The organism is Leifsonia sp. EB34 (genome assembly GCF_041260585.1).
Taxonomy (GTDB): Bacteria; Actinomycetota; Actinomycetes; order Actinomycetales; family Microbacteriaceae; genus Leifsonia.
On sequence record NZ_JBGCCV010000001.1, the window covers coordinates 20,206 to 39,764 of the forward strand.

The 19,559-nt window shown below is 71.9% G+C and carries 19 protein-coding genes and 1 tRNA gene; 4 read left to right on the plus strand and 16 right to left on the minus strand.

Annotated elements, in window-relative coordinates; all coding sequences use genetic code 11:
- Positions 1-591: 591 nt before the first annotated feature.
- Positions 592-663: transfer RNA gene (locus ABIA36_RS00105), tRNA-Gln, on the minus strand.
- 104 nt (positions 664-767) lie between these two features.
- Positions 768-1,847: a hypothetical protein gene (locus tag ABIA36_RS00110; protein WP_369960042.1), complete on the minus strand. Its 1,080-nt coding sequence runs from the start codon at positions 1,845-1,847 to the stop codon at positions 768-770.
- Between the two features lie 88 nt (positions 1,848-1,935).
- On the opposite strand from ABIA36_RS00110, the gene ABIA36_RS00115 reads away from it, so the two are divergent.
- Entirely contained in the window at positions 1,936-2,391 is a 456-nt protein-coding gene (locus tag ABIA36_RS00115) for a MarR family winged helix-turn-helix transcriptional regulator (protein ID WP_369960044.1), read from the plus strand.
- 36 nt (positions 2,392-2,427) lie between these two features.
- Here the strand turns inward: ABIA36_RS00115 and ABIA36_RS00120 are convergent, their stop codons facing one another.
- Genes ABIA36_RS00120 through ABIA36_RS00140 form a run of 5 tightly spaced genes read right to left on the minus strand, consistent with a single transcriptional unit; the run spans position 2,428 to position 7,540 of the window.
- Positions 2,428-3,366, minus strand: coding sequence for an NAD(P)/FAD-dependent oxidoreductase (locus ABIA36_RS00120; RefSeq protein WP_369960046.1), 939 nt, complete (start codon positions 3,364-3,366; stop codon positions 2,428-2,430).
- 9 nt (positions 3,367-3,375) lie between these two features.
- Positions 3,376-4,905 carry a glutamate--tRNA ligase gene (gene gltX, locus ABIA36_RS00125; RefSeq protein WP_369960048.1) on the minus strand — a complete coding sequence of 510 codons (1,530 nt, stop codon included), beginning with the start codon at positions 4,903-4,905 and terminating at the stop codon, positions 3,376-3,378.
- 12 nt (positions 4,906-4,917) lie between these two features.
- A complete protein-coding gene (locus ABIA36_RS00130) occupies positions 4,918-5,703 on the minus strand; it encodes a fumarylacetoacetate hydrolase family protein (RefSeq protein ID WP_369960050.1) in 786 nt (261 codons plus the stop codon).
- Positions 5,700-6,578, minus strand: a complete 879-nt coding sequence (locus ABIA36_RS00135; RefSeq protein ID WP_369960051.1) for a ketopantoate reductase family protein — start codon at positions 6,576-6,578, stop codon at positions 5,700-5,702. Before ABIA36_RS00135 ends, ABIA36_RS00130 begins: the two co-directional genes overlap by 4 nt.
- A gap of 20 nt (positions 6,579-6,598) precedes the next feature.
- A complete protein-coding gene (locus ABIA36_RS00140; protein WP_369960053.1) occupies positions 6,599-7,540 on the minus strand; it encodes a LysR family transcriptional regulator in 942 nt (313 codons plus the stop codon).
- A gap of 82 nt (positions 7,541-7,622) precedes the next feature.
- Between ABIA36_RS00140 and ABIA36_RS00145 the strand changes: the two genes are divergently transcribed.
- Positions 7,623-8,711: an aminotransferase class V-fold PLP-dependent enzyme gene (locus tag ABIA36_RS00145; protein WP_369960055.1), complete on the plus strand. Its 1,089-nt coding sequence runs from the start codon at positions 7,623-7,625 to the stop codon at positions 8,709-8,711.
- Positions 8,712-8,786: 75 nt separating this feature from the next.
- On the opposite strand, the gene ABIA36_RS00150 is transcribed toward ABIA36_RS00145, so the two are convergent.
- The 3 genes from ABIA36_RS00150 to ABIA36_RS00160 all read right to left on the minus strand — a co-directional run bounded on the left by ABIA36_RS00150 (position 8,787) and on the right by ABIA36_RS00160 (position 12,636).
- Complete coding sequence (locus ABIA36_RS00150; RefSeq protein ID WP_369960057.1) at positions 8,787-9,917, minus strand: branched-chain amino acid aminotransferase; 1,131 nt, start codon at positions 9,915-9,917, stop codon at positions 8,787-8,789.
- Positions 9,918-9,940: 23 nt separating this feature from the next.
- Positions 9,941-10,996, minus strand: coding sequence for a 3-isopropylmalate dehydrogenase (locus ABIA36_RS00155; RefSeq protein WP_369960059.1), 1,056 nt, complete (start codon positions 10,994-10,996; stop codon positions 9,941-9,943).
- 74 nt (positions 10,997-11,070) lie between these two features.
- Positions 11,071-12,636 carry an MFS transporter gene (locus ABIA36_RS00160; protein ID WP_369960061.1) on the minus strand — a complete coding sequence of 522 codons (1,566 nt, stop codon included), beginning with the start codon at positions 12,634-12,636 and terminating at the stop codon, positions 11,071-11,073.
- Between the two features lie 123 nt (positions 12,637-12,759).
- Here ABIA36_RS00160 and ABIA36_RS00165 point away from each other — a divergent pair, with 123 nt between their 5' ends.
- The gene (locus tag ABIA36_RS00165; protein WP_369960063.1) at positions 12,760-13,350 is read left to right on the plus strand and encodes a TetR/AcrR family transcriptional regulator; all 591 of its coding nucleotides are present in this window, start codon (positions 12,760-12,762) and stop codon (positions 13,348-13,350) included.
- A gap of 9 nt (positions 13,351-13,359) precedes the next feature.
- Here the strand turns inward: ABIA36_RS00165 and ABIA36_RS00170 are convergent, their stop codons facing one another.
- The 4 genes from ABIA36_RS00170 to ABIA36_RS00185 form a co-directional block, all read right to left on the minus strand.
- Positions 13,360-14,631, minus strand: coding sequence for an RNA polymerase sigma factor (locus ABIA36_RS00170; protein WP_369960065.1), 1,272 nt, complete (start codon positions 14,629-14,631; stop codon positions 13,360-13,362).
- Between the two features lie 78 nt (positions 14,632-14,709).
- Positions 14,710-15,075, minus strand: coding sequence for a YciI family protein (locus tag ABIA36_RS00175; protein ID WP_369960067.1), 366 nt, complete (start codon positions 15,073-15,075; stop codon positions 14,710-14,712).
- A 108-nt stretch (positions 15,076-15,183) separates the two neighbouring features.
- On the minus strand, positions 15,184-16,776 hold the full coding sequence (gene serA / locus ABIA36_RS00180) for a phosphoglycerate dehydrogenase (RefSeq protein WP_369960068.1): 1,593 nt from the start codon (positions 16,774-16,776) through the stop codon (positions 15,184-15,186).
- A gap of 105 nt (positions 16,777-16,881) precedes the next feature.
- Positions 16,882-17,640 carry a copper homeostasis protein CutC gene (locus ABIA36_RS00185; protein WP_369960070.1) on the minus strand — a complete coding sequence of 253 codons (759 nt, stop codon included), beginning with the start codon at positions 17,638-17,640 and terminating at the stop codon, positions 16,882-16,884.
- Between the two features lie 78 nt (positions 17,641-17,718).
- Between ABIA36_RS00185 and ABIA36_RS00190 the strand changes: the two genes are divergently transcribed.
- Positions 17,719-17,907 (plus strand): DUF1918 domain-containing protein, encoded by a 189-nt coding sequence (locus ABIA36_RS00190; RefSeq protein WP_369960072.1) that lies wholly within the window; start codon positions 17,719-17,721, stop codon positions 17,905-17,907.
- Between the two features lie 69 nt (positions 17,908-17,976).
- On the opposite strand, the gene ilvC is transcribed toward ABIA36_RS00190, so the two are convergent.
- Together ilvC and ilvN are read right to left on the minus strand one after the other, a co-directional pair.
- A complete protein-coding gene (ilvC, locus tag ABIA36_RS00195) occupies positions 17,977-19,005 on the minus strand; it encodes a ketol-acid reductoisomerase (RefSeq protein ID WP_369960074.1) in 1,029 nt (342 codons plus the stop codon).
- A gap of 41 nt (positions 19,006-19,046) precedes the next feature.
- Positions 19,047-19,556 carry an acetolactate synthase small subunit gene (gene ilvN, locus ABIA36_RS00200; protein WP_310128669.1) on the minus strand — a complete coding sequence of 170 codons (510 nt, stop codon included), beginning with the start codon at positions 19,554-19,556 and terminating at the stop codon, positions 19,047-19,049.
- Positions 19,557-19,559: the final 3 nt, after the last annotated feature.

A 19,559-nucleotide genomic window follows, 5' to 3' on the forward strand; every position in this document is an offset into this window, starting at 1 on the left:
GAGTCCGTGACCCCTCCAACTAACAAATATGGCACCGGCGCACCCCTTGTATCGCTGCGCGCCCCGACGTCACTCTCCATTCTTGCCCATGGCCGTTGGGCGGTCGCCAATTGGGTCTCGCGGACGCAGGACGTGTTCGACACGTGCATGGTCCGCCGTCGCGACAGTGTCGCCTCGTCTTGAGCGCGAGGCGTCCTATCACCGGGGCGCCTCCTGATCAGACGCCACGAGAACAATCGTGACCGCCTGTTTGGACACCCCTGGACAGCCTGATGGGACGGGTGTCTGGCGCGGCGACCCCTTAGATAAGACAGCCTGGTGCGACGTTGGGACCGGGATTCCCGCCTCCGGGGACCCCCGCGCTATCCCGGATTCCCGGTCGCTGACGAATGGATCGGCTGAGCCCCGCTCGCTCAGCACCCCGAACCGCGTGCGATTTCGTTTTGGTGTGCGGGACATTTTTGGCCCGGGACGTTTATTCGCCGTTTATTCGGTGAGAAGAAGTGAATACACGTGAACCCGAATGAGACCAACAACCCCCGGACAGCAGAAAACCCCGGTGATCACCGGGGTTTCGACTGGATTTTCTTGCTGGGGTACCTGGACTCGAACCAAGAACAACTGAACCAGAATCAGCCGTGTTGCCAATTACACCATACCCCAAGGGCTTCGGACTGCGGTCCGGGCACGAGATACAACACTAGCCTATGCTCTACCGCTTCCACAAAACGCGGGAGGGCCGGGCGAGCCGCGCCCGGCCCTGGCGTTCAGGCCGCGACGGCGGCAGTCGCCTCCTCCTCGGCGGTCGCCGCGATCGTGTCGTCCGCAACGCGCCTCCGGCGCAGGGTGAGCAGATGGCTGATGCCGATCAGCGCCACTCCCGCGGCGGCCCACAGTGCCAGCCGCAAGCCGTCGAATCCGAACTGCTGCCCGGGGAAGTAGGTCAGCGCCCGGGCGGAGTCGAGCCACGCGGCGCCGGTCCAGAACGTGCTGAGACCGGCGAAGAACGGCGGCTGCATGTCCTGCGGGAAGATCCCGCCGGAGGTCGTCACGTTGAGCATGACGAACAGGAGGGTGAGAACGGGGGTGGTCCAGCGGCCGAGCATCGGGTGAAGGCCGACGCCGATCGTGATGATCCCGAAGACGTAGAGGGCGCCCAGGAGGCCGATGCTCCACTCGTTTCCGGCAAGGACGTGGAAGATCGGGCCCGCGACCACGGCGGTGATCGCCGAGACGACGACGGCGGTCGCGGCGGACACCGCGACGCGCCAGCCGATGCCGAGGCGGCCGGCGACCGCGGCGATGGCGATCGCGCTCGAGTAGCCGCCGACGCTCATCGCCACCATCATGAAGAACAGCCCTTGGCCGGTCATGTCGTTCGCGGGCACGGGGCGCACGTCGTCGATTGCGACCGGGAGGTGCTGCTGGTACGCGATCGGGATCAGGAGCTGCTGCGCGGCCGACGCCTCCGCCGGAGACGCCGCGGTCGACAGGATGATCGTCGCGTGCGTCGCATCGGTCGCGTAGGCCGCGGACAGCCTCCCGTCGGCGACCTCCGCCTTGGCCTTCGCGACCGTCGCGACGGTGCTCACGTCGAGAGCGCTGGGGGCCTTGTCGTTGAGGGTCTGCGCGAACACGTCGGCCGCCGGGCCCTGGCCGACGATCCCGACGGGGATGTTGTTCGGCTGGGCGGCCTGGAACGCGCCGAGGTAGGCCAGCGCCATCCCGGCCGCAAGGAACAGCGGGATGAGGATGTGCGAGCCGAGCGTCTTCCAGAGGGCGGCCGGAGGCCAGAAGCGCGGCGGCCGGGCGACGGCGGGGACGGGGGTGATGCGGTGCGCAGACATGCGGCGGGCGGATCCTCTCGTTGAGTTGCAGAGAGCAACGTACGTCAATTCGTTGTATTGTGCAACCCAGTCTCGGTAGGCTGGTTGGATGACGCTCCCGCCCGACGCCGATGCCCGCGACGAACGCGACCCGATCGCGCGCGTGCAGCGCGAACTGCTCACCGTCGGCCGCCGCGGCACCGCGCGGGTGCGCAGGGAGGACGAGGCGCTCTCGGTCGTGGACCGCTCGATCCTGACGTACATCCAGGCCAATCCGGGCTGCCGCGCGGTCGACATCGCGACGCACTTCCAGCTCAACCGCTCCACCGTCTCGCGACAGCTCGCCGCCCTCCTGGAGCACGGCTACGTCGCGGCCGACGAGGAGGCCGCTGCCGGCTCACGCGGCATCGCCCTCCGCCTCACGCCCGCGGGAGCGCGCGCCTTCGACAAGTCGACGCGCACGGTGATGGACTCGGTCGCGCGCCGCCTCGAGGGCTGGTCGCAGGACGACGTGGAGGCCTTCGCGCGCATGCTCGAGCGCTACAACGCCGCTCCCGACGAGTGACCCGCGCGCCGCGATTCGTGCCGAATGTCGCGACGGCTAGAGGACGGCGTCCTCGTCGACGGCGAGGCCGATGAGGTCGCGGTTCACCGCCGCCGCCACGACGGCGCCGGACCCCGCCGCCACGATGAGCTGCTGCGGCCCCGGCGCGGTCGTCTCCCCGGCCGCGTACACGCCGGGCAGCGACGTGCGACCGTGGGCGTCCGTCACCAGGTACCCGTCGGTGTCCCGGTCGAGGTCGAGCGCGTCCGCGAACGACAGGGCGGGAGTCCACACCGGCCGCACGAACCCGCCGGCCCGCGGCACCACGGTCCCGTCCACGAGCCGAACCCCCGTCATCGCGCCCTTCTCCCCCACCACGTCCTCGATGGGCCGCCGCTCGACGGCCACGCCGAGCCGCGCGAGGGCGCGCTCCTCGTCCTCGCCGATCGGCGCGACGCCGTTGGTGAAGACGATCAGGTCGTCCGTCCACTGGGTGAGCAGCAGGGCGCGCTCGGCCAGCTCCGCGGTCTCGCCGATGAGCGCGAGCGGCTCGCCGGCCTTCTCGAAGCCGTCGCATTCCAGGCAGCTGTGGAGCTGGGTGCCGTAATAGGCGCGGAGGCTCGGGAGGGCGGGCATGGTCTCCGTCACGCCGGTCGCGATGACCACGGTCTGGGCCACCACATCCACGTCGGCTCCGCCGCGCACACCGGTGCCGCGCACGCGGAAGCCGTCCGGGTCCACGGTCACCGAGCCCACCTGCGCGAACACGACGTCCGCGTTGTCGTAGCCGGAGACCTCCTCGCGACCGAGGCGGCGCAGCTCGGCTGGCGGCACGCCGTCGCGGCTGAGGAACCCGTGCGCCTGCAGCGTCGCCGCGTGCCGCGGCCGGTTGCCGTCCACGACGAGGACCCGCCGCCGGGCGCGCGCCAGGTTGAGCGCGGCGCTGAGGCCGGCCGGGCCGCCCCCGACGACGATGACTTCGACGTTGACCGCCACGGCGAGGACCTAGCCCAGGCTCGGGGCCAGCGACACCGACAGCGCGCGCAGCCGGGCGAGCGACTCGGCCTTGCCGAGGATCTCCATCGACTCGAACAGCGGAGGCGACACGCGACGGCCTGAGACGGCGACGCGCAACGGGCCGAAGGCGACGCGCGGCTTGAGCCCGAGAGCCTCCACCAGGGCGTCGCGCAGCGCGGCCTCGATCGTCTCGTGCGTCCAGCCGTCCTCCGGCAGCGCCTCGAGAGCGCTGAGCGACGCGGCCAGCACCTCGGCGGCGTTGTCGGGCAGCGACGCGCGGGCGTCGTCCTCGATGGTCAGCGACGCGGCGTCGGTGAACAGGAAGCCGAGCATCCCCGGCGTCTCGCCCAGGAGCTGCACGCGCTCCTGCACGAGCGGCGCGGCCTCCGCCAGCACGGCGCGCTGGCGGTCGGTCAGCGGCTCGGTGAGCACCCCGGCCGCGACCAGGTACGGGATGGTCCGCTCGGCGAAGTCCCCGACCTCCAGCAGCCGGATGTGGTCGCCGTTGATCGACTCGGCCTTCTTCTGGTCGAAGCGGGCCGGGTTCGGGTTCACGTCGGCGACGTCGAACGCCGCCACCAGCTCGTCGACCGAGAACACGTCGCGGTCGTGGGTGAGCGACCAGCCGAGGAGCGCGAGGTAGTTGACCAGGCCCTCCGGGATGAAGCCGCGGTCGCGGTGGTGGAACAGGTTCGACTCCGGGTCGCGCTTGGAGAGCTTCTTGTTGCCCTCGCCCATCACGTACGGGAGGTGCCCGAACCGCGGCACGAAGGTCGTCACGCCGGCGTCGATGAGCGCGTGGTACAGCGCGATCTGGCGCGGGGTGGACGACAGCAGGTCCTCGCCGCGGAGCACGTGCGTCACGCCCATGAGCGCGTCGTCCACCGGGTTCACGAAGGTGTAGAGCGGGTGCCCGTTCGGCCGCACGACGACGAAGTCGCTGAACGAGCCCGCCGGGAAGGTGATCTCGCCGCGCACCAGGTCGTCGAAGCTGAGGTCGTCGTCCGGCACGCGCAGGCGCAGCGCGGGCTCGCGGCCCTCGGCGCGGTAGGCGGCCTTCTGGTCCTCGGTGAGGTCGCGCTCGAAGTTGTCGTAGCCGAGCTTGGGGTCGCGGCCGAGCGAGACGTTGCGCGCCTCGATCTCCTCGCCGGTGGCGAAGCTCTCGTAGATGTGGCCGGAGGCCTTCAGCCGCTCGATCAGCTCGCGGTAGATGTCGTAGCGCTGCGACTGCCGGTACGGCTCGTTCGGGCCGCCGGCGTCGATCCCCTCGTCCCAGTCGAGGCGCAGCCAGCGCAGCGCGTCGATGATCATCGCGTACGACTCCTCGCTGTCGCGCGCGGCGTCGGTGTCCTCGATGCGGAAGATCAGCTTGCCGCCGGTGTGCCGCGCGTACGCCCAGTTGAACAGGGCGGTGCGGATCAGGCCGACGTGCGGGGTGCCGGTGGGCGACGGGCAGAACCGGACGCGGACATCCGCGCCGGTCGCGGTCGAGAAGGGGTGCGAATCGTTGTCAGACATACGTAGGAAATCCTACTTGGGCGCGCGCACCGGATTCACCAGCGAGCCGACGCCTTCGACCTCCACCTCGACGGTGTCGCCCGCGACGATCGGCCCGACGCCGGCGGGCGTGCCGGTGAGGATGACGTCGCCCGGCAGCAGGGTGAAGACGCTGGACGCGTACGCGATGATCGACGGGATGTCGTGCACCATGTCCGAGATGCGCGCCTCCTGCTTGAGCTCGCCGTTGACGCGGGTGCGCAGGAACGCCTCCGGGTTCAGTTCGGTCTCGATCACCGGGCCGAGCGGGCAGAAGGTGTCGAAGCCCTTCGCGCGGGTCCACTGGCCGTCCGAGTTCTGGAGGTCGCGGGCGGTGACGTCGTTGGCGACGGTGTAGCCGAAGATGTGCTCCGCGGCCTTCTCCGCCGGGACGTGCCGGGCGATCTTGCCGATCACGACGGCCAGCTCGCCCTCGTACTCGACCTGCTTCGACTGCGGCGGCAGCAGGATCGCGTCGCCGAGGCCGATCACCGCGGTGTTCGGCTTGAGGAACAGCAGCGGCTCCCCCGGCGCCTCCGAGCCCATCTCCGCGGCGTGGTCGCGGTAGTTCTTGCCGACCGCGACGACCTTCGATCGCGGGATGACCGGCGCGAGCAGCGACCCGACCTGGCCGAGCGGCACGCGCTCCCCCGTCGTGTCGAAGCCCGCGAACATCGGGTCGCCGGCGAGGACGACCAGGGCGTCGTCGTCCACGATGCCGTAGTCGATGACCGGGGTCTGCTCGGAGGGACGTGTGTGGCTGAACCGTGCGATCTTCACGCGTTCGAGCCTAGCGCCGCGACGATCCGCGCGACGGCCGGCATCGGGATGCCGTGCTGTGCGCCGATCCGCAGCAGCGCGCCGCCGAGCGCGTCCAGCTCGGTCGCGTGCCCGCCGGCGAGGTCCTCCTGCAGGGAGGTGCGCATCCCGCCGGGGACGCTGTGCAGCACGCGCACGAGGTCGAGCGCGGAGGTCGGAACGCCCTCCGCTGTCGAGCACGCGACGATCTCGGAGACGACCGCCTCGGTCAGCTCGGGGTCCTCGCTGAGCGCCGGGCCGGCCGACTGCCGCCAGTAGGAGGTCAGGAGCGCGAGCGCCGACAGCAGCCGGAACTTCGCCCACAGCACCTCGGCCTCCGTGCCGCCGACCTTCACGCGCGGGCCGGCGTCGGCGAGGGCGCGGATCGACGCGAAGCCGCCCGCGGCCTCCGGAGCCTCGATGTTGACGAACGGGCTGCGGTGGTCGATCACCGTGGTGGAGGCTCGCAGTGCGGACACCGCGACGGACGCGCCCGCGACCGGCACACCCGGCAGCGCCTCCCGCAGCGGGCCCATGTGCTCGACGCCGTTGAGGAACGACACGACCTCGCTCGGCCGGGCGGCCGCGATGCCCGGGAGGACATCCTCCAGCCCGTACGCCTTCGTCGCCACGACGACGCTCGCGCCTTCCGGCACCTCGGTCGCCGCGGAGACGCGCTCGACACCGTCGCCGAAGGTGGCGCTGCGGACTTCGATGCCGTTCGCGCGGATCGCCGCCACGGTCGCAGGACGACCCACCGCGACGACATCGTGCCCGGCGCGGGACAGCAGCCAGGCGAACAGGCCGCCGACGGCTCCGGGACCGACGACGGCGAAGACGGGTGCGGGAGCGCTCATGCCTCGATCGTAGCCAGCGTTCAGAGAGCGGACAGCCCCCAGGGGGCGCCGTCGAGCGCGAGCAGCACGTCCGCCGTGGCGGCGATCGCCGGGACGGCGTCGGAGCCCGCTGCGGCGACCAGGTTGATGGTGCGGTGGTCGCGGTTCGCGGTCGGGCGCAGCACCACGCCGTCCACCGTTCCCGCCGAGCCGACCGCGAGAGCCGGGAGCAGCGCGACGCCGACGCCCTCGGCGACCATCCGCAGCACGGCGATGAAGTTGTCCGTCTCGTAGGCGATGCGCGGCGCGTACCCGCAGGCGTCGGCGAGCTCGAGGAGGTGGCCGCGGCAGCGCGGGCAGCCGCCGATCCAGGAGGCCGACGCCAGCTCGGCGAGGTCGACCCGCGGGCGGCGCGCGAGCGGATGGTCGGCGCGGAGGGCGACCAGCATCTCGTCCTTCCAGAGCGGGACGACCGCGAGCCCGCGCGCGCTCTCCCGGTGCGGGTCGACGCGGTCGCCCGGGTAGCTGAACGTGATCGCGAGATCGGCGGTCTGGTCGCGGACGGCAGCGACGGCTTCGGGCGGCTCCGCCTCCAGGTAGGTGATCCGGACTCCCGGGTGCTCTGCCTCCATCGTGTTCAGCAGCCGCGGGACGAGGGAGGACGACGCCGACGGGAAGCCCGCCAGCCGCACCCGGCCGGTGCGGAGGCCGCGGAGGTCGGCGAGCTCCCCCGCCGCCGCGTCGAGGGCGGTGGTCACCGCGCGGGCGTGCCGGGCGAGCACGCGGCCCGCCTCGGTCAGCCGGACGCCGCGGCCGGCGCGGGCGACCACCGGCATCCCGATGCGCGTCTCCAGGCGACGCAGGTGCTGGCTGATCGCGGGCTGGCTGTAGCCGAGGGACTCGGCGGCACGCGTGATCGAGCCGTGGTCGGCGATCGCGCGCACCACGCGGAGGCTGTGGGAGTCGAGGTCGTCGAGCAGCATGCCGGAATCATAACGCTGGATGATGGATGTGATTCAACACCTGTTCTGGTGTGATGCGTGAGGGTCGCTCAGGCTGGATGGCATGCCCGCCTCCGTAACCGTGCCCGCACCCGCCGCCCCGGCGTTCCGGGACGCCTTCCCCGCCGGCCCCGGCTATCTCGCCGCCTGCACCCAGGGCCTCCCCACCCACGCGACCGTCGAGGCGACCCGGGCCGACCTCGAGCGCTGGGCGCGCGGAGAGGCCGCGCCCGGCGACTACGACGCGGCCATCGCGCGCGCCCGCTCGGCGTTCGCGCGGCTGGCCGGTGTGACGGCCGACGACGTGGCGATCGGGTCGCAGGCGTCGGTCCTGGCCTCCCTGGTCGCGGCCGCCGCCCCGGACGGAGCCGTCGTGGTCTGCCCGGCCGGCGATTTCGCCTCCGTCGTCGCCCCGTTCCACGCACAGGCGCACCGCGGGGTGCGGGTGCGGGAGGTCGCGCTGTCCGAGCTCGCCGGGGCGATCGACGGCGACACCTGGCTGGTCGCCTTCTCGCTGGTGCAGTCCGCGACCGGGGAGCACGCCGACGCCGACGCGATCCTCGCCGCCTGCGCCCTCACGGGCACGCTCAGCCTCGCGGACCTCACCCAGGCGCTCGGCTGGCTCCCGGTCGACGCCTCCCGGTTCGATCTGACCATCACCCACGCCTACAAGTGGCTGTGCGCGCCGCGTGGCAGCGCCTTCCTCACCGTGCGGCCATCGCTGCGGGACACCCTCAACCCCGTGCACGCCGGCTGGTACGCGGGCGAGGACCCGTGGGGGTCCTGCTACGGTCCACTGCTCGCACCGGCCGCCTCGGCCCGGCGCTTCGATGTCTCACCTGCCTGGCCGGTGTGGCCCGGCACGGCGGCAGCCCTGGAGTTCTTCGCGTCGCTCGACCCGGCCGCGGTGCACGCGCACGCGACCGGCCTGGGCGACCGGCTCGCGGAGGCGCTCGGCCTGACGGACGCGGACGGCCGGCCGGTGCGCGGTCGGGCCATCCTGACGTGGCCGGACCCGGAGGGCGCGGACCTCGCGGCGCTCACCGCCGCCGGCCTGCGCGCCTCGGGCCGCGCGGGGCGCGCCCGCGTGGCCTTCCACCTCTGGAACACCGACGACGACGTCGCCCGCGTCCTCGCCGCACTCCCCCGCTGACAACTGCCGAAGGGCACGCGAACGCCCCTGAAACCGTGTTTCAGGGGCGTCTACGTGCCCTTCGAGTGGGGAGGCTTACGCGTCGAGGCGCATCATCCAGCCGTGGCGGTCGCGCTCGCGGCCGTACTGGATGTCGGTGAGCTCCTTGCGCAGCGACATCGTCAGCTCGCCGGGAGGCGCGGTGATGTCGCCGACCGTGAAGGTGTCGGACTTGAGCTCCCCGATCGGCGTGATCACGGCGGCCGTGCCGCAGGCGAACACCTCGACGATGTCGCCGGACTCCACGCCGTCGCGCCACTCGTCGATCGTCACCCGGCGACGCTCCACCGTGTGGCCGCGGTCGCGCGCGAGCTGCAGCACCGAGTCGAGGGTGATGCCCTCGAGGATGCTGTCCGACTCGGGCGTGACAAGGGTGCCGTCCTTGTAGACGAGCACGACGTTCATGCCGCCGAGCTCCTCGATGTACTTGCCCTCGACCGAGTCGAGGAACAGCACCTGCGCGCAGCCGTGCTCGTAGGCTTCGGCCTGCGGGAGCAGGCTCGACGCGTAGTTGCCGCCGGTCTTCGCCGCGCCCGTGCCACCCTTGCCCGCGCGCGACCAGTGGTCCGACAACCAGATGGACACCGGGGCGACGCCGCTCGGGAAGTACGCACCCGCCGGCGAGGCGATCAGGTAGTACGCCACCTTGTTGGCCGGGCGCACCCCGAGGAACGCCTCCTTGGCGAACATGAACGGGCGCAGGTAGAGGCTGGTCTCCTCGCGGTCCGGCACCCAGTCGCCGTCGACCGCGATGAGCTGCTTGAGCGAGTCGAGGAAGTGCTCGACGGGCAGCTCCGGCAGCGCGAGCCGGTACGCGGAGCGCTGCATGCGGGCCGCGTTCGCCTCGGGGCGGAAGCTCCAGATCGAGCCGTCCTCGTGCCGGTAGGCCTTGAGCCCTTCGAAGATCTCCTGCGCGTAGTGCAGCACGGCGGCCGACGGCTCGAGCTGGATGGGGCCGTACGGGGAGACCCGCGGCCGGTGCCAGCCGCCCTTGGCCGACCAGCACAGGTCGACCATGTGGTCGGTGAAGTAGTTGCCGAAGCCGGGGTTCGCGAGGATCTCCTCGCGCTCGGCCGCGCTGCGGGGCGACTCGTTGCGTGCGACGTTCCAGAGGAGCCCGGCGGTCTCGGTCGGTCCGGAGGTGAGGTTGATGCTGGTGGAGGTCATTGAGTGTCCTTTTGTGCGATGCGTCAATTCTGCGCCACGCGGGCGGCGATCGCGTCGCCCACTTCGGAGGTCGTGCGCGCGGCGCCGCTGCGGGCGGCGAGGTCGGACGTCACCGCCTGCTCGACCCGCTCGGCGAGCTCCCGGGCGCCGAGGTGGCGGAGGAGGAGCGCGACGGAGAGGATCGCGGCGGTGGGGTCGGCCTTCTGCTGGCCGGCGATGTCGGGGGCCGATCCGTGAACCGGTTCGAACATGCTCGGGAATTCGCCCGCGGGGTTGATGTTGCCCGAGGCGGCCAGTCCGATGCCGCCGCTGATCGCGGCCGCGAGGTCGGTGAGGATGTCGCCGAAGAGGTTGTCCGTGACGATCACATCGAATCTAGCAGGATCCGTGACCAGGAAGATCGTCGCCGCGTCGACGTGCAGGTAGTCGACCGCGACGTCGGGGTGCTCGGCGGCGACGGCGTCCACGGTGCGCTTCCAGAGGCCGCCCGCGAAGGTGAGCACGTTGGTCTTGTGCACCAGCGTCAGCTTCTTGCGGCGATGCTCGGCCTGCTCGAAGGCGTAGCGCACCACGCGCTCCACGCCGTAGGCGGTGTTCACCGACACCTCGTTGGCGATCTCGTGCGGCGTGCCCTGCCGGATCGCGCCGCCGTTGCCGACGTACGGCCCCTCCGTGCCCTCGCGGACGACCACGAAGTCGACCTCACCGGGGTTCGCCAGCGGGCTCGCGATGCCCGGGAACAGGGTGGTCGGGCGCAGGTTGACGTAGTGGTCGAGCGAGAAGCGCAGCTTCAGGAGCAGCCCGCGCTCGATGTTCGCACCGGCCAGCCGCGGGTCGCCCGGCTTGCCGCCGACCGCGCCGAGCAGGATGGCGTCGTGGCCGGCGATGGCCGCGAGGTCGTCGTCGGTCAGCACGTCGCCGGTCGCCAGGTACCGGTCGGCCCCCAGCGAGAAGCGCGTCTTCTCGAACTCGAGGTCGCTTCCCGCGCTGACCGCGTCGAGCACCTTGACCGCCTCCGCGATCACCTCCGGACCGATTCCGTCCCCCGGGATGACGGCGAGTTGGACGGTTCTGCTCATGACGCTCCTGCACTGATCGGTGGGCGGACGGTTCCCCTACACACTATCGCCGCGCCGACCGGCGGCGCTCCCGCTCAGCCGCGCACGCGCCGCAGCGTGACCACCGCCAGCACCGCCGCCGTCAGCATGAGCGCAGCGCCGAGGGAGGCCGTGAGCGCGATCCCGCTGTCGAAGGCGTGGCGCGCCGACGCCAGCAGCTCGGCCGCCGCCCCGCCGGGGAGGGTCTTCGCGACCGTCACCGCGCCGCCCAGCGTGTCCGCCGCCGCCGTCGCGTCGGCCGGGCTGAGCCCCGCGGGCAGCATGATCGCGGCGCGGTACGAGGCGATGATGATGCTCCCGAGGGCCGCCGTGCCGAGCACCGCGCCCAGCTCGTACGCCGTCTCCGACACCGCGGACGCCGCACCCGCCTTGTCCGCCGGCGCCGTCGACACGATGAGCTCGTTCGACACGGTCTCCGCCGCGCCGATGCCCGCGCCGAGCAGCACGAACGCCGCCAGCAGGATCCCCCACGACGCGTTCCCGCCGGTCACCGCGACCAGCAGGTACCCGGACGCCGAGACACACAGTCCGCCGGCGATCACGAAGCCCGGCCGCAGCCGCCGCGCCACCGGCACCACGAGGAGGCCGGAGACGATCATGGTCGCGAGGCCCGGCAGGAGCACCATCCCGGCCCGCGTCGGGGCCATCCCGAGCACGAGCTGGAGGTGCTGCGACACGAAGAACAGGAAGCCGACCAGCGCGATCACGCTCAGCAGGTTGATGAGCACGGCGCCGCTGAACGCCGCCCGCCGGAACAGGCGCATGTCGAGCATCGGCGCCGGGCGCCGGAGCTGACGCCGGACGAACAGCACCCCGGCGCTCACCCCGACGAGCACCGCGAGCACCGGCACGAGGGCGACGCCGTGCACCGCGAACTCCTTGATCCCGTACACGACGGGCGCCATCGTCACGAGCGACAGCAGGATGGACACCACGTCCACCGGCCCCGGCGCCGGATCGCGCGACTCCCGCACCAGCAGCGGCGTGAGCACCAGCAGCGGGATCAGCACCGGCACAGCCAGCAGGAACACGGAACCCCACCCGAACCGCTCGATCAGGAGGCCGCCGACGATCGGGCCGAGCGCGGAGCCGGCCGCGAAGGCCGCCGCCCAGATCGCGATGGCGACGCGGCGCTGCTCGCGGTCCTGGAAGACGCTGCGCAGCAGCGACAGCGTGGACGGCATGAGCATCGCGCCGAACACGCCGAGCAGGGCCCGGGCGCCGATCAGCAGCTCGGCGGTCGGCGCGAACGCGGCCGCGGCGGAGACGGCGGCGAAGCCCGTCGCGCCGATCAGAAGCACCGTCCGGCGGCCGATGCGGTCGCCGAGGCTGCCCATCGCGACCAGGAGGCCCGCGAGCACCAGCGGGTAGACGTCCACGATCCAGAGCATCTGGGTGGACGACGGCCGCAGCGCCTCGGTGATGGCCGGGAGGGCGAAACCGAGGACGGTGTTGTCCACCGACACCAGGAGGACCGGGAGCATGAGGACGACCAGGGCCGCCCAGGCGCGCGCGCCGGCGCGGCCCGGCGTGGGCGCAGGGATCTGCGCCGTCGGCTCGGCGGCGGCCGGAGTGCGGTCGGGGCGGGTGGTCGCGGTCATAAAGTTACTGTACCGTCCGGACGGTACAGTGGTCAACGGGCGACCGCACCCGCGCCGAGCAGCCGCAGCGTCGGCCCGCGCGGTCGCAGCGTCGGCCCGCGCGGTCGCGGCTAGCATGGCCCCATGGCCTCCCCCGCCGCCCCGGCGTCCACCGCAACCGCCTCGTCCGCCACCGCTCCGCGCGCCGCCCGCGACCGCATCCTCGACGCGTTCGAAGACCTGCTCGCCGAGCAGAGCGAGCGCGCGGCGACGCTGGAGGCCGTGGCCGCGCGGGCCGGAGTCTCCAAGGGCGGCCTGCTCTACCACTTCGCGTCCAAGGACGCCCTGGTCGACGGCCTCCTGGAGCGCTTCGCCGACGACCTCGCGGAGGACATCGAGCACATGCGCGCCGCCCCGGACGGCCCGGTCGCCTACTTCCTGCGCACCTCCATCCCCTCCGACACCCGCCTGGAGCGCGTGATCGTCGCCATCGCCCGGCTCGCCCAGGCCTCGGACGCCCGCGCCAGCGACGCGCTCGCCGACGCGCAGCGCCTGTGGCTGAGCGAGCTGGAGGCCGTCGTCGGCGACCGGATGGTGGCGCGCACCATCATGCTCATCGGCGACGGGATGTACTACAACACCGCTCTGCTGCCGGCGGCCAACACCGTGCTCCGCGACGAGACCGACCTCCAGGAGCTGATCGGGCTGGTCGGACGGCTCACTGCGCGCGACTGACCCGCCCGCTCACGCGCCGCCCGCCGCGAGCAGTCGCAGCAGCGAGCGCCGCGTCCGGTCGTCGCCCGCGGCGCCGATGGCGTGCCGCAGTTCGGCCTCCGACCCCTCCCGGTCCCCCGCCAGCCGCAGCAGTTCGGCGCGCGCCGCGTGCGCCCGGGAGGCCAGCGGACCGGCGAAGAGTTCCGGCTCGGCGGCCAGGGCGGCGAGCGCGACCTCCGGCCCCGCGTCCGGACTGTGGCCCAGCGCGACCAGCCGGCCGAGCCGCGCCGTCGCGCTCGGCCACACCCGCACGAGGCCGTCGTAGAGGCGCACGATCGCGGGCCAGTCGGTGGCCTCCCAGTTCGGGGCGATCGCGTGCAGCCCGGCGATGCCCGCCTGCAGGCCGTAGCGGCCGTCGCCGGCGGCGGCGTCCGCGCGAGCAGCGCCGTCCAGCGCGATCGTGGCCAGTCGCTCGCCCTCGACCATCATCGGCACGTTCCAGGTGGTCCGGTCGGCCTCCCGCAGCGTCGCGAACTCGTCGTCCGCGGTCAGCCGCGTCGACTGGCGCGCCTCGGTGAGCAGCAGCAGGCCGAGCAGCCCGGCGCTCTCGGCGTCGCCCGCCACCCGGTGCGCGTCCCGGGCGAGGGCGATCGCGTCGGCGCGCAGCCGGTCGTCCGCCGTCGCGTGGCCGGCGGTGTAGAGCAGGTAGATCGTGGTCAGCGCATCCGGCATCCGCCCGGCCACCGCCGCCGCGTCGTCGAGGGCGAACCGGAGCCCGGAGTCGTGGATGCGCTTCTTGGCGCGGGTCAGCCGCGCCGCCATCGTCGGCTCGGAGACGAGGAACACGTCCGCGATCCGCGCGGTCGGGACGCCGCAGACGTGCCGCAGCGCCAGCGCGACCCGCGTCTCCGGCGCGAGGTCAGGATGCGCGACCAGCAGGATGAGGTCGAGCCGCTCGTCTCCCGTGAACACGCCCGCACCACCTCCCTCCACACCGTGCGCCTCGGCCGCGGCAGCCGCGCTCTCGGCGCGTGCGGCCTCCGCAGCCAGCATCGGCGCGACGCGCCGCGCCGAGCGCTCCCGGCGCAGCGCGTCGAGCGCGACCCGGCGCGCGACCGTCGTGATCCAGGCCGCGGGATTCCGCGGCTCACGGCCGCGCGCCGCCTCGGCGACGGCGCGCGCGAACGCCTCCTGCACCGCATCCTCGGCGAGCAGGAGGTCGCCCGTCGTGCGCGCGACCGCGCCCAGGATGCGGGCGGCGTCCTCGCGGTAGGCGCGCTCGATGCGGGAGGCCGCGGTCACGGCCCCGCCCTCACGCGGCTTACCACCCGCGGCCCGCCATCCAGCGGCTCACCATCCCGTCACGCCTCCGGCCGCGGCTCAGCGCACCGTGTCGAGCACCAGCACCGGGTACAGCTCGACCCAGCCGCCGGTCGGCACCATCGCGGCCAGCTCCCTGGCCTGCCCGGGCGTCGCCGCGGTGAAGCTGTAGAAGCCGGTGATGACCTCCGCCGTCTCGCCGAACGGCCCGTCGGTGATCAGCGGATCGCCTCCGGCGCGCGGCGTGATCTTCGTCGCCTGGGTGATCGGCTGCAGAGCGCTGCTGGCGACGATGCGCTCACCGGCCGCCACCACGGCCTCCTGGAACGCCTGGTGGCCGGCCATCCCGGCCTGCCACTCCTCCGCCGTCATCGCCTCGGGGTCCCAGTTCGGCTCGCGGATGAGCAGAACGTACTCGTCGGACATCGTGGTCTCCTCACTCGTCGGAACGACGCCCCGTCCGGGGCGACATCCCTACGACGCAAGTCAACCGTCGAAATCGACAACGCGCGACAGGAGATTTTTCGAGGGAGGTCAGGACTCCGTGATGTCGATCTCCTGCATGAGGTCGGCGTCGATCGCGACGCGGACCTTCTCGAGCAGGCCCTCCGGCACACGCGAGTCGACGGTCAGCACGCTGAGCGCCTTGCCGCCGGCGGAGGTCCGCGCGATCTGCATGCCCGCGATGTTGATCTTCGCCTCGCCGAACTCGTGGCCGTAGACCGCGACGATGCCGGGGCGGTCGTCGTAGATCATGACGATGAGGTGCTCGGCGATCGGCACCTCCACGTCGTAGCCGTTGATCTCCACGACCTTCTCGATCTGCTTCGTGCCGGTGAGCGTGCCGGAGACCGACACCTGCGACCCGTCGCTGAGAGCGCCGCGCAGCGTGATCAGGTTGCGGTACTCCTCGCTCACCGAGTCGGTGATGAGGCGGACCTCGATGCCGCGCTGCTCGGCGAGCAGCGGCGCGTTCACGTACGAGACGGTCTCGGACACGATGTTCGTGAAGATGCCCTTGAGCGCCGCGAGCTTCAGCACGCTGACGTCGTAGTCGACCAGCTCGCCGCGGACCTCCACGTCGATGCTGGTCAGCGGGCTGTGCGCGAGGCCGGAGAACACCTGGCCGAGCTTCTCCACCAGCGGGATGCCGGGGCGCACGTACGGGTCGATGACGCCGCCGGCGACGTTGACCGCGTCGGGCACGAGCTCGCCGGAGAGCGCGAGGCGCACCGACTTGGCCACCGAGACGCCCGCCTTCTCCTGCGCCTCGTCGGTGGAGGCGCCCAGGTGCGGCGTGACGATGACGTTCTCCAGCTCCAGCAGGGGCGACTCGGTCGGCGGCTCGGTCACGAACACGTCGAGGCCGGCGCCGGCGATGCTCTTCGTGCTGAGCGCGCGGTAGAGGGCGTCCTCGTCGATCAGGCCGCCGCGGGCCACGTTGACGATGAACGCGGTCGGCTTCATCTGGGCGAGCTGGTCGTCGGAGATCATCCCGGTGGTCTCCGGGGTCTTCGGCATGTGGATGGTGATGAAGTCGGCGTCGGTGAGCAGCTCATCCAGGCTGACGAGCTGGACGCCGAGCTGCTGCGCGCGGGCGCTGGTGACGTACGGGTCGTACGCGATCACCTTGGTGCCGAACGCCTGCAGGCGGGCCGTGATGAGCGCGCCGATGCGGCCGAGGCCGATGATGCCGACCGTCTTCTCGTAGAGCTCGACGCCGGTGTACTTGGACCGCTTCCACTGCCCCTGCGCCAGCGCGCTGTGTGCGGCAGGGATGTGCCGGGCGAGGCTCAGGATGTGGCCGACCGTGAGCTCCGCGGCCGAGATGATGTTGGAGGTCGGCGCGTTGACGACCATGACGCCCGCGTTGGTGGCGGTCTTGATGTCCACGTTGTCCAGGCCGACGCCGGCGCGGGCGATGACCCGCAGCTTGTTCGCCGCGCCGATGACCTCGGCGTCGACCTTGGTGGCGGAGCGCACCAGGATGGCGTCCGCGTCGGAGACAGCGGAGAGCAGAGCGGGCCGATCGGTCCCGTCGACGTTGCGGATCTCGAAGTCCGGCCCGAGGGCGTCGACGGTGGCGGGCGAAAGTTCTTCGGCGATCAGCACGACCGGCTTTGTCACGTGGCAGTTCCTTACGGGGAGGCTGGCTTGGGAGAAGACGCGCAGCAGTCGTCGGTGCGCGGGTTGCTTAACTCTAGCGGGAGCGCAACGCCGCCTTTCGCCGCGTTACGAACCGCGGACTGCCGCTGCCGCGACCGCCTCGCGCACCGTGATCGGGTCGGTGATGTCGTAGGCCGCGTCCCCGCCGCCGGGACCGCTCGGCGCGCCCGACACCGTCTGACGGGCCGACAGGTGCACCGCGTCGACGCCGGCGGCGAGCAGCGTGTGGATGTCCTGAACGCGCACTCCCCCGCCGGCCATCACCTGGACTCGGCCGCCGGTCCGCTGGGCCAGCGCCCGCAGGCCGTCCACGCCGTCGACGCTGCGGGCCGCCCCACCGGAGGTGAGGATGCGCGCCACGCCGAGCTCGGCGAGCGCGTCGGCGGCGCCCAGCGGGTCGGGCAGCGTGTCGAAGGCCCGGTGGAAGGTCACGTCCAGCCCGCCGGCCTCCGCCACGAACCGGGCGACGGCCTCCCGGTCGATGTGCCCGGTCTCGTCCAGCGCGCCGACGACCACGCCCGCGGCGCCGGCCTCGCGGGCGAACCGGATGTCGGCGACGATCGTGTCGAGTTCGTCCGAGTCGTAGACGAACCCGCCGCCGCGCGGACGCACCAGCACGTGGACGAAGCCCGCGCGTCCGTCCTCCCGCGCTTCCTCGACGGCGGCGCGCACGAGACCGGCCGACGGGGTGAGGCCGCCGAGGCCCAGCGCGACGCACAGCTCGACGCGGTCGGCACCTTCCGCGAGGGCGACGCGCACCCCCGCGACATCCTGGACGGCGATCTCGATGGCGGTATCGAGGGCGGCGCGGCGGGGCTCAGGCATGCGGCCCACCATAGCGGCATTCCCGGCGCGACGGCCCTGGCGTAACGTCGGGAGAGAGGGTTCAGGGAGGAGGCCATCATGGAGGCGACGATCGGAGACCGGATCTGCATCCGGGGCACCCACGTGGAGTCCGCCGACCGCCACGGCTCGGTGATCGAGGTGCGCGGCGCGGACGGCGCCCCACCGTACCTGGTCCGGTTCGACGACGGGCACGAAACTCTCGTGTATCCAGGGACGGACGCGGTCATCGAGCACAGCGCGGCGTGAACGCCGAGCGGGGCCGCACCGATGCCCGGTGCGGCCCCGCTCGGGATGCCGTGGTTCAGCGCGGCTGGATCAGCGCGCGACCTCGCCGTCGACGTAGTCGTCGTCGTTCGAGGCGTTCCAGGCGAAGAGCTTGCGCAGCTCGCGGCCGGTGGCCTCGATGGGGTGCTGCTCGCCCTTCTTGCGGAGCTCGAGGAACTCGGGCGCGCCCGCGTCCTGGTCCGCGATGAAGCGCTTGGCGAAGGTGCCGTCCTGGATGTCGGAGAGCACCGCCTTCATGTTCTCCTTGACGTGCGGGTCGATGACGCGAGGGCCGGAGACGTAGTCGCCGTACTCGGCCGTGTCGGAGACGCTCCAGCGCTGCTTGGCGATGCCGCCCTCCCACATCAGGTCCACGATGAGCTTGAGCTCGTGCAGGACCTCGAAGTAGGCGACCTGCGGCTGGTAGCCGGCCTCGGTCAGGGTCTCGAAGCCGTACTGGACGAGCTGCGAGACGCCGCCGCAGAGGACGGCCTGCTCACCGAACAGGTCGGTCTCGGTCTCCTCGGTGAAGGTGGTCTTGATGCCGCCGGCGCGCAGGCCGCCGATGCCCTTCGCGTACGAGAGGACGAGCGGCCAGGCGTTGCCGGTCGCGTCCTTCTCGACGGCGACGATGACGGGGACGCCGCGGCCGGCCTCGTACTCGCGGCGGACGGTGTGGCCCGGGCCCTTGGGGGCGACCATGATGACATCGACGCCCTCGGGGGCCTCGATGTAGCCGAAGCGGATGTTGAAGCCGTGGCCGAAGACGAGGGCGTTGCCCTCCTCCAGGTTGGCCTGGATGTCGTCCTTGTAGAGGTTCCGCTGCACCTGGTCGGGCGCGAGGATGACGACGACGTCGGCCCACTTGGCCGCGTCGGCGGCGGAGAGGACGCGGAAGCCCGCCTCCTCGGCCTTGGGCTTGGACTTCGAGCCCTCCTTGAGGCCGATGACGACCTCGACGCCCGAGTCGCGGAGGTTCTGCGCGTGCGCGTGGCCCTGCGAACCGTAGCCGATGACGGCGACCTTCTTGCCCTGGATGATCGAGAGGTCCGCGTCGTTGTCGTAGTAGATCTCAGCCACTGTGTGGTTCTCCTTCGTGATGTGGTTCTTAACGTTCGGGTCTAGTTTTTGAAGACGCGCTCGGTGATGGACTTGCCGCCGCGGCCGATCGCGAGCAGGCCCGACTGGGCCATCTCCTTGATCCCGTACGGCTCCAGCACCTTGAGCAGCGCCTGGGTCTTGCCGCTGTCGCCGGTGACCTCGATCACGAGGGCGTCGGTGGCCACGTCGACGACGCGGGCGCGGAAGAGGTTGACCGCCTCCAGCACCTGCGAGCGGGTCGAGTTGTCGACCCGCACCTTGATCAGCAGGTGCTCGCGCTGGACCGACTGCGACGGCTCCAGCTCCACGATCTTGATGACGTTGATCAGCTTGTTGAGCTGCTTGGTGACCTGCTCCAGCGGGAGGTCTTCGACGTCCACCACGACGGTGATCCGCGAGAGGCCGTCGACCTCGCTCGTTCCCACCGCCAGCGAGTGGATGTTGAAGCCGCGCCGCGCGAACAGGCCGGCGACGCGGGTCAGCAGACCGGGCTTGTCCTCGACGAGGAGGCTCAGAACGTGTGTGCTCATGGG

Excerpts from the sequence above, each read along its gene's own strand:
- ABIA36_RS00145 (WP_369960055.1), top strand. The coding sequence starts at position 7,623 with ATGCCCGCCTCCGTAACCGTGCCCGCACCCGCCGCCCCGGCGTTCCGG.
- ABIA36_RS00150 (WP_369960057.1), bottom strand. The coding sequence starts at position 9,917 with ATGACCTCCACCAGCATCAACCTCACCTCCGGACCGACCGAGACCGCC.
- ABIA36_RS00135 (WP_369960051.1), bottom strand. The coding sequence starts at position 6,578 with ATGAGCGCTCCCGCACCCGTCTTCGCCGTCGTCGGTCCCGGAGCCGTC.
- ilvN (WP_310128669.1), bottom strand. The coding sequence starts at position 19,556 with ATGAGCACACACGTTCTGAGCCTCCTCGTCGAGGACAAGCCCGGTCTG.
- ABIA36_RS00110 (WP_369960042.1), bottom strand. The coding sequence starts at position 1,847 with ATGTCTGCGCACCGCATCACCCCCGTCCCCGCCGTCGCCCGGCCGCCG.
- ABIA36_RS00165 (WP_369960063.1), top strand. The coding sequence starts at position 12,760 with ATGGCCTCCCCCGCCGCCCCGGCGTCCACCGCAACCGCCTCGTCCGCC.
- ABIA36_RS00140 (WP_369960053.1), bottom strand. The coding sequence starts at position 7,540 with ATGCTGCTCGACGACCTCGACTCCCACAGCCTCCGCGTGGTGCGCGCG.
- ABIA36_RS00190 (WP_369960072.1), top strand. The coding sequence starts at position 17,719 with ATGGAGGCGACGATCGGAGACCGGATCTGCATCCGGGGCACCCACGTG.
- ABIA36_RS00175 (WP_369960067.1), bottom strand. The coding sequence starts at position 15,075 with ATGTCCGACGAGTACGTTCTGCTCATCCGCGAGCCGAACTGGGACCCC.
- gltX (WP_369960048.1), bottom strand. The coding sequence starts at position 4,905 with ATGTCTGACAACGATTCGCACCCCTTCTCGACCGCGACCGGCGCGGAT.
- ABIA36_RS00185 (WP_369960070.1), bottom strand. The coding sequence starts at position 17,640 with ATGCCTGAGCCCCGCCGCGCCGCCCTCGATACCGCCATCGAGATCGCC.
- ABIA36_RS00155 (WP_369960059.1), bottom strand. The coding sequence starts at position 10,996 with ATGAGCAGAACCGTCCAACTCGCCGTCATCCCGGGGGACGGAATCGGT.
- ABIA36_RS00115 (WP_369960044.1), top strand. The coding sequence starts at position 1,936 with ATGACGCTCCCGCCCGACGCCGATGCCCGCGACGAACGCGACCCGATC.
- ABIA36_RS00160 (WP_369960061.1), bottom strand. The coding sequence starts at position 12,636 with ATGACCGCGACCACCCGCCCCGACCGCACTCCGGCCGCCGCCGAGCCG.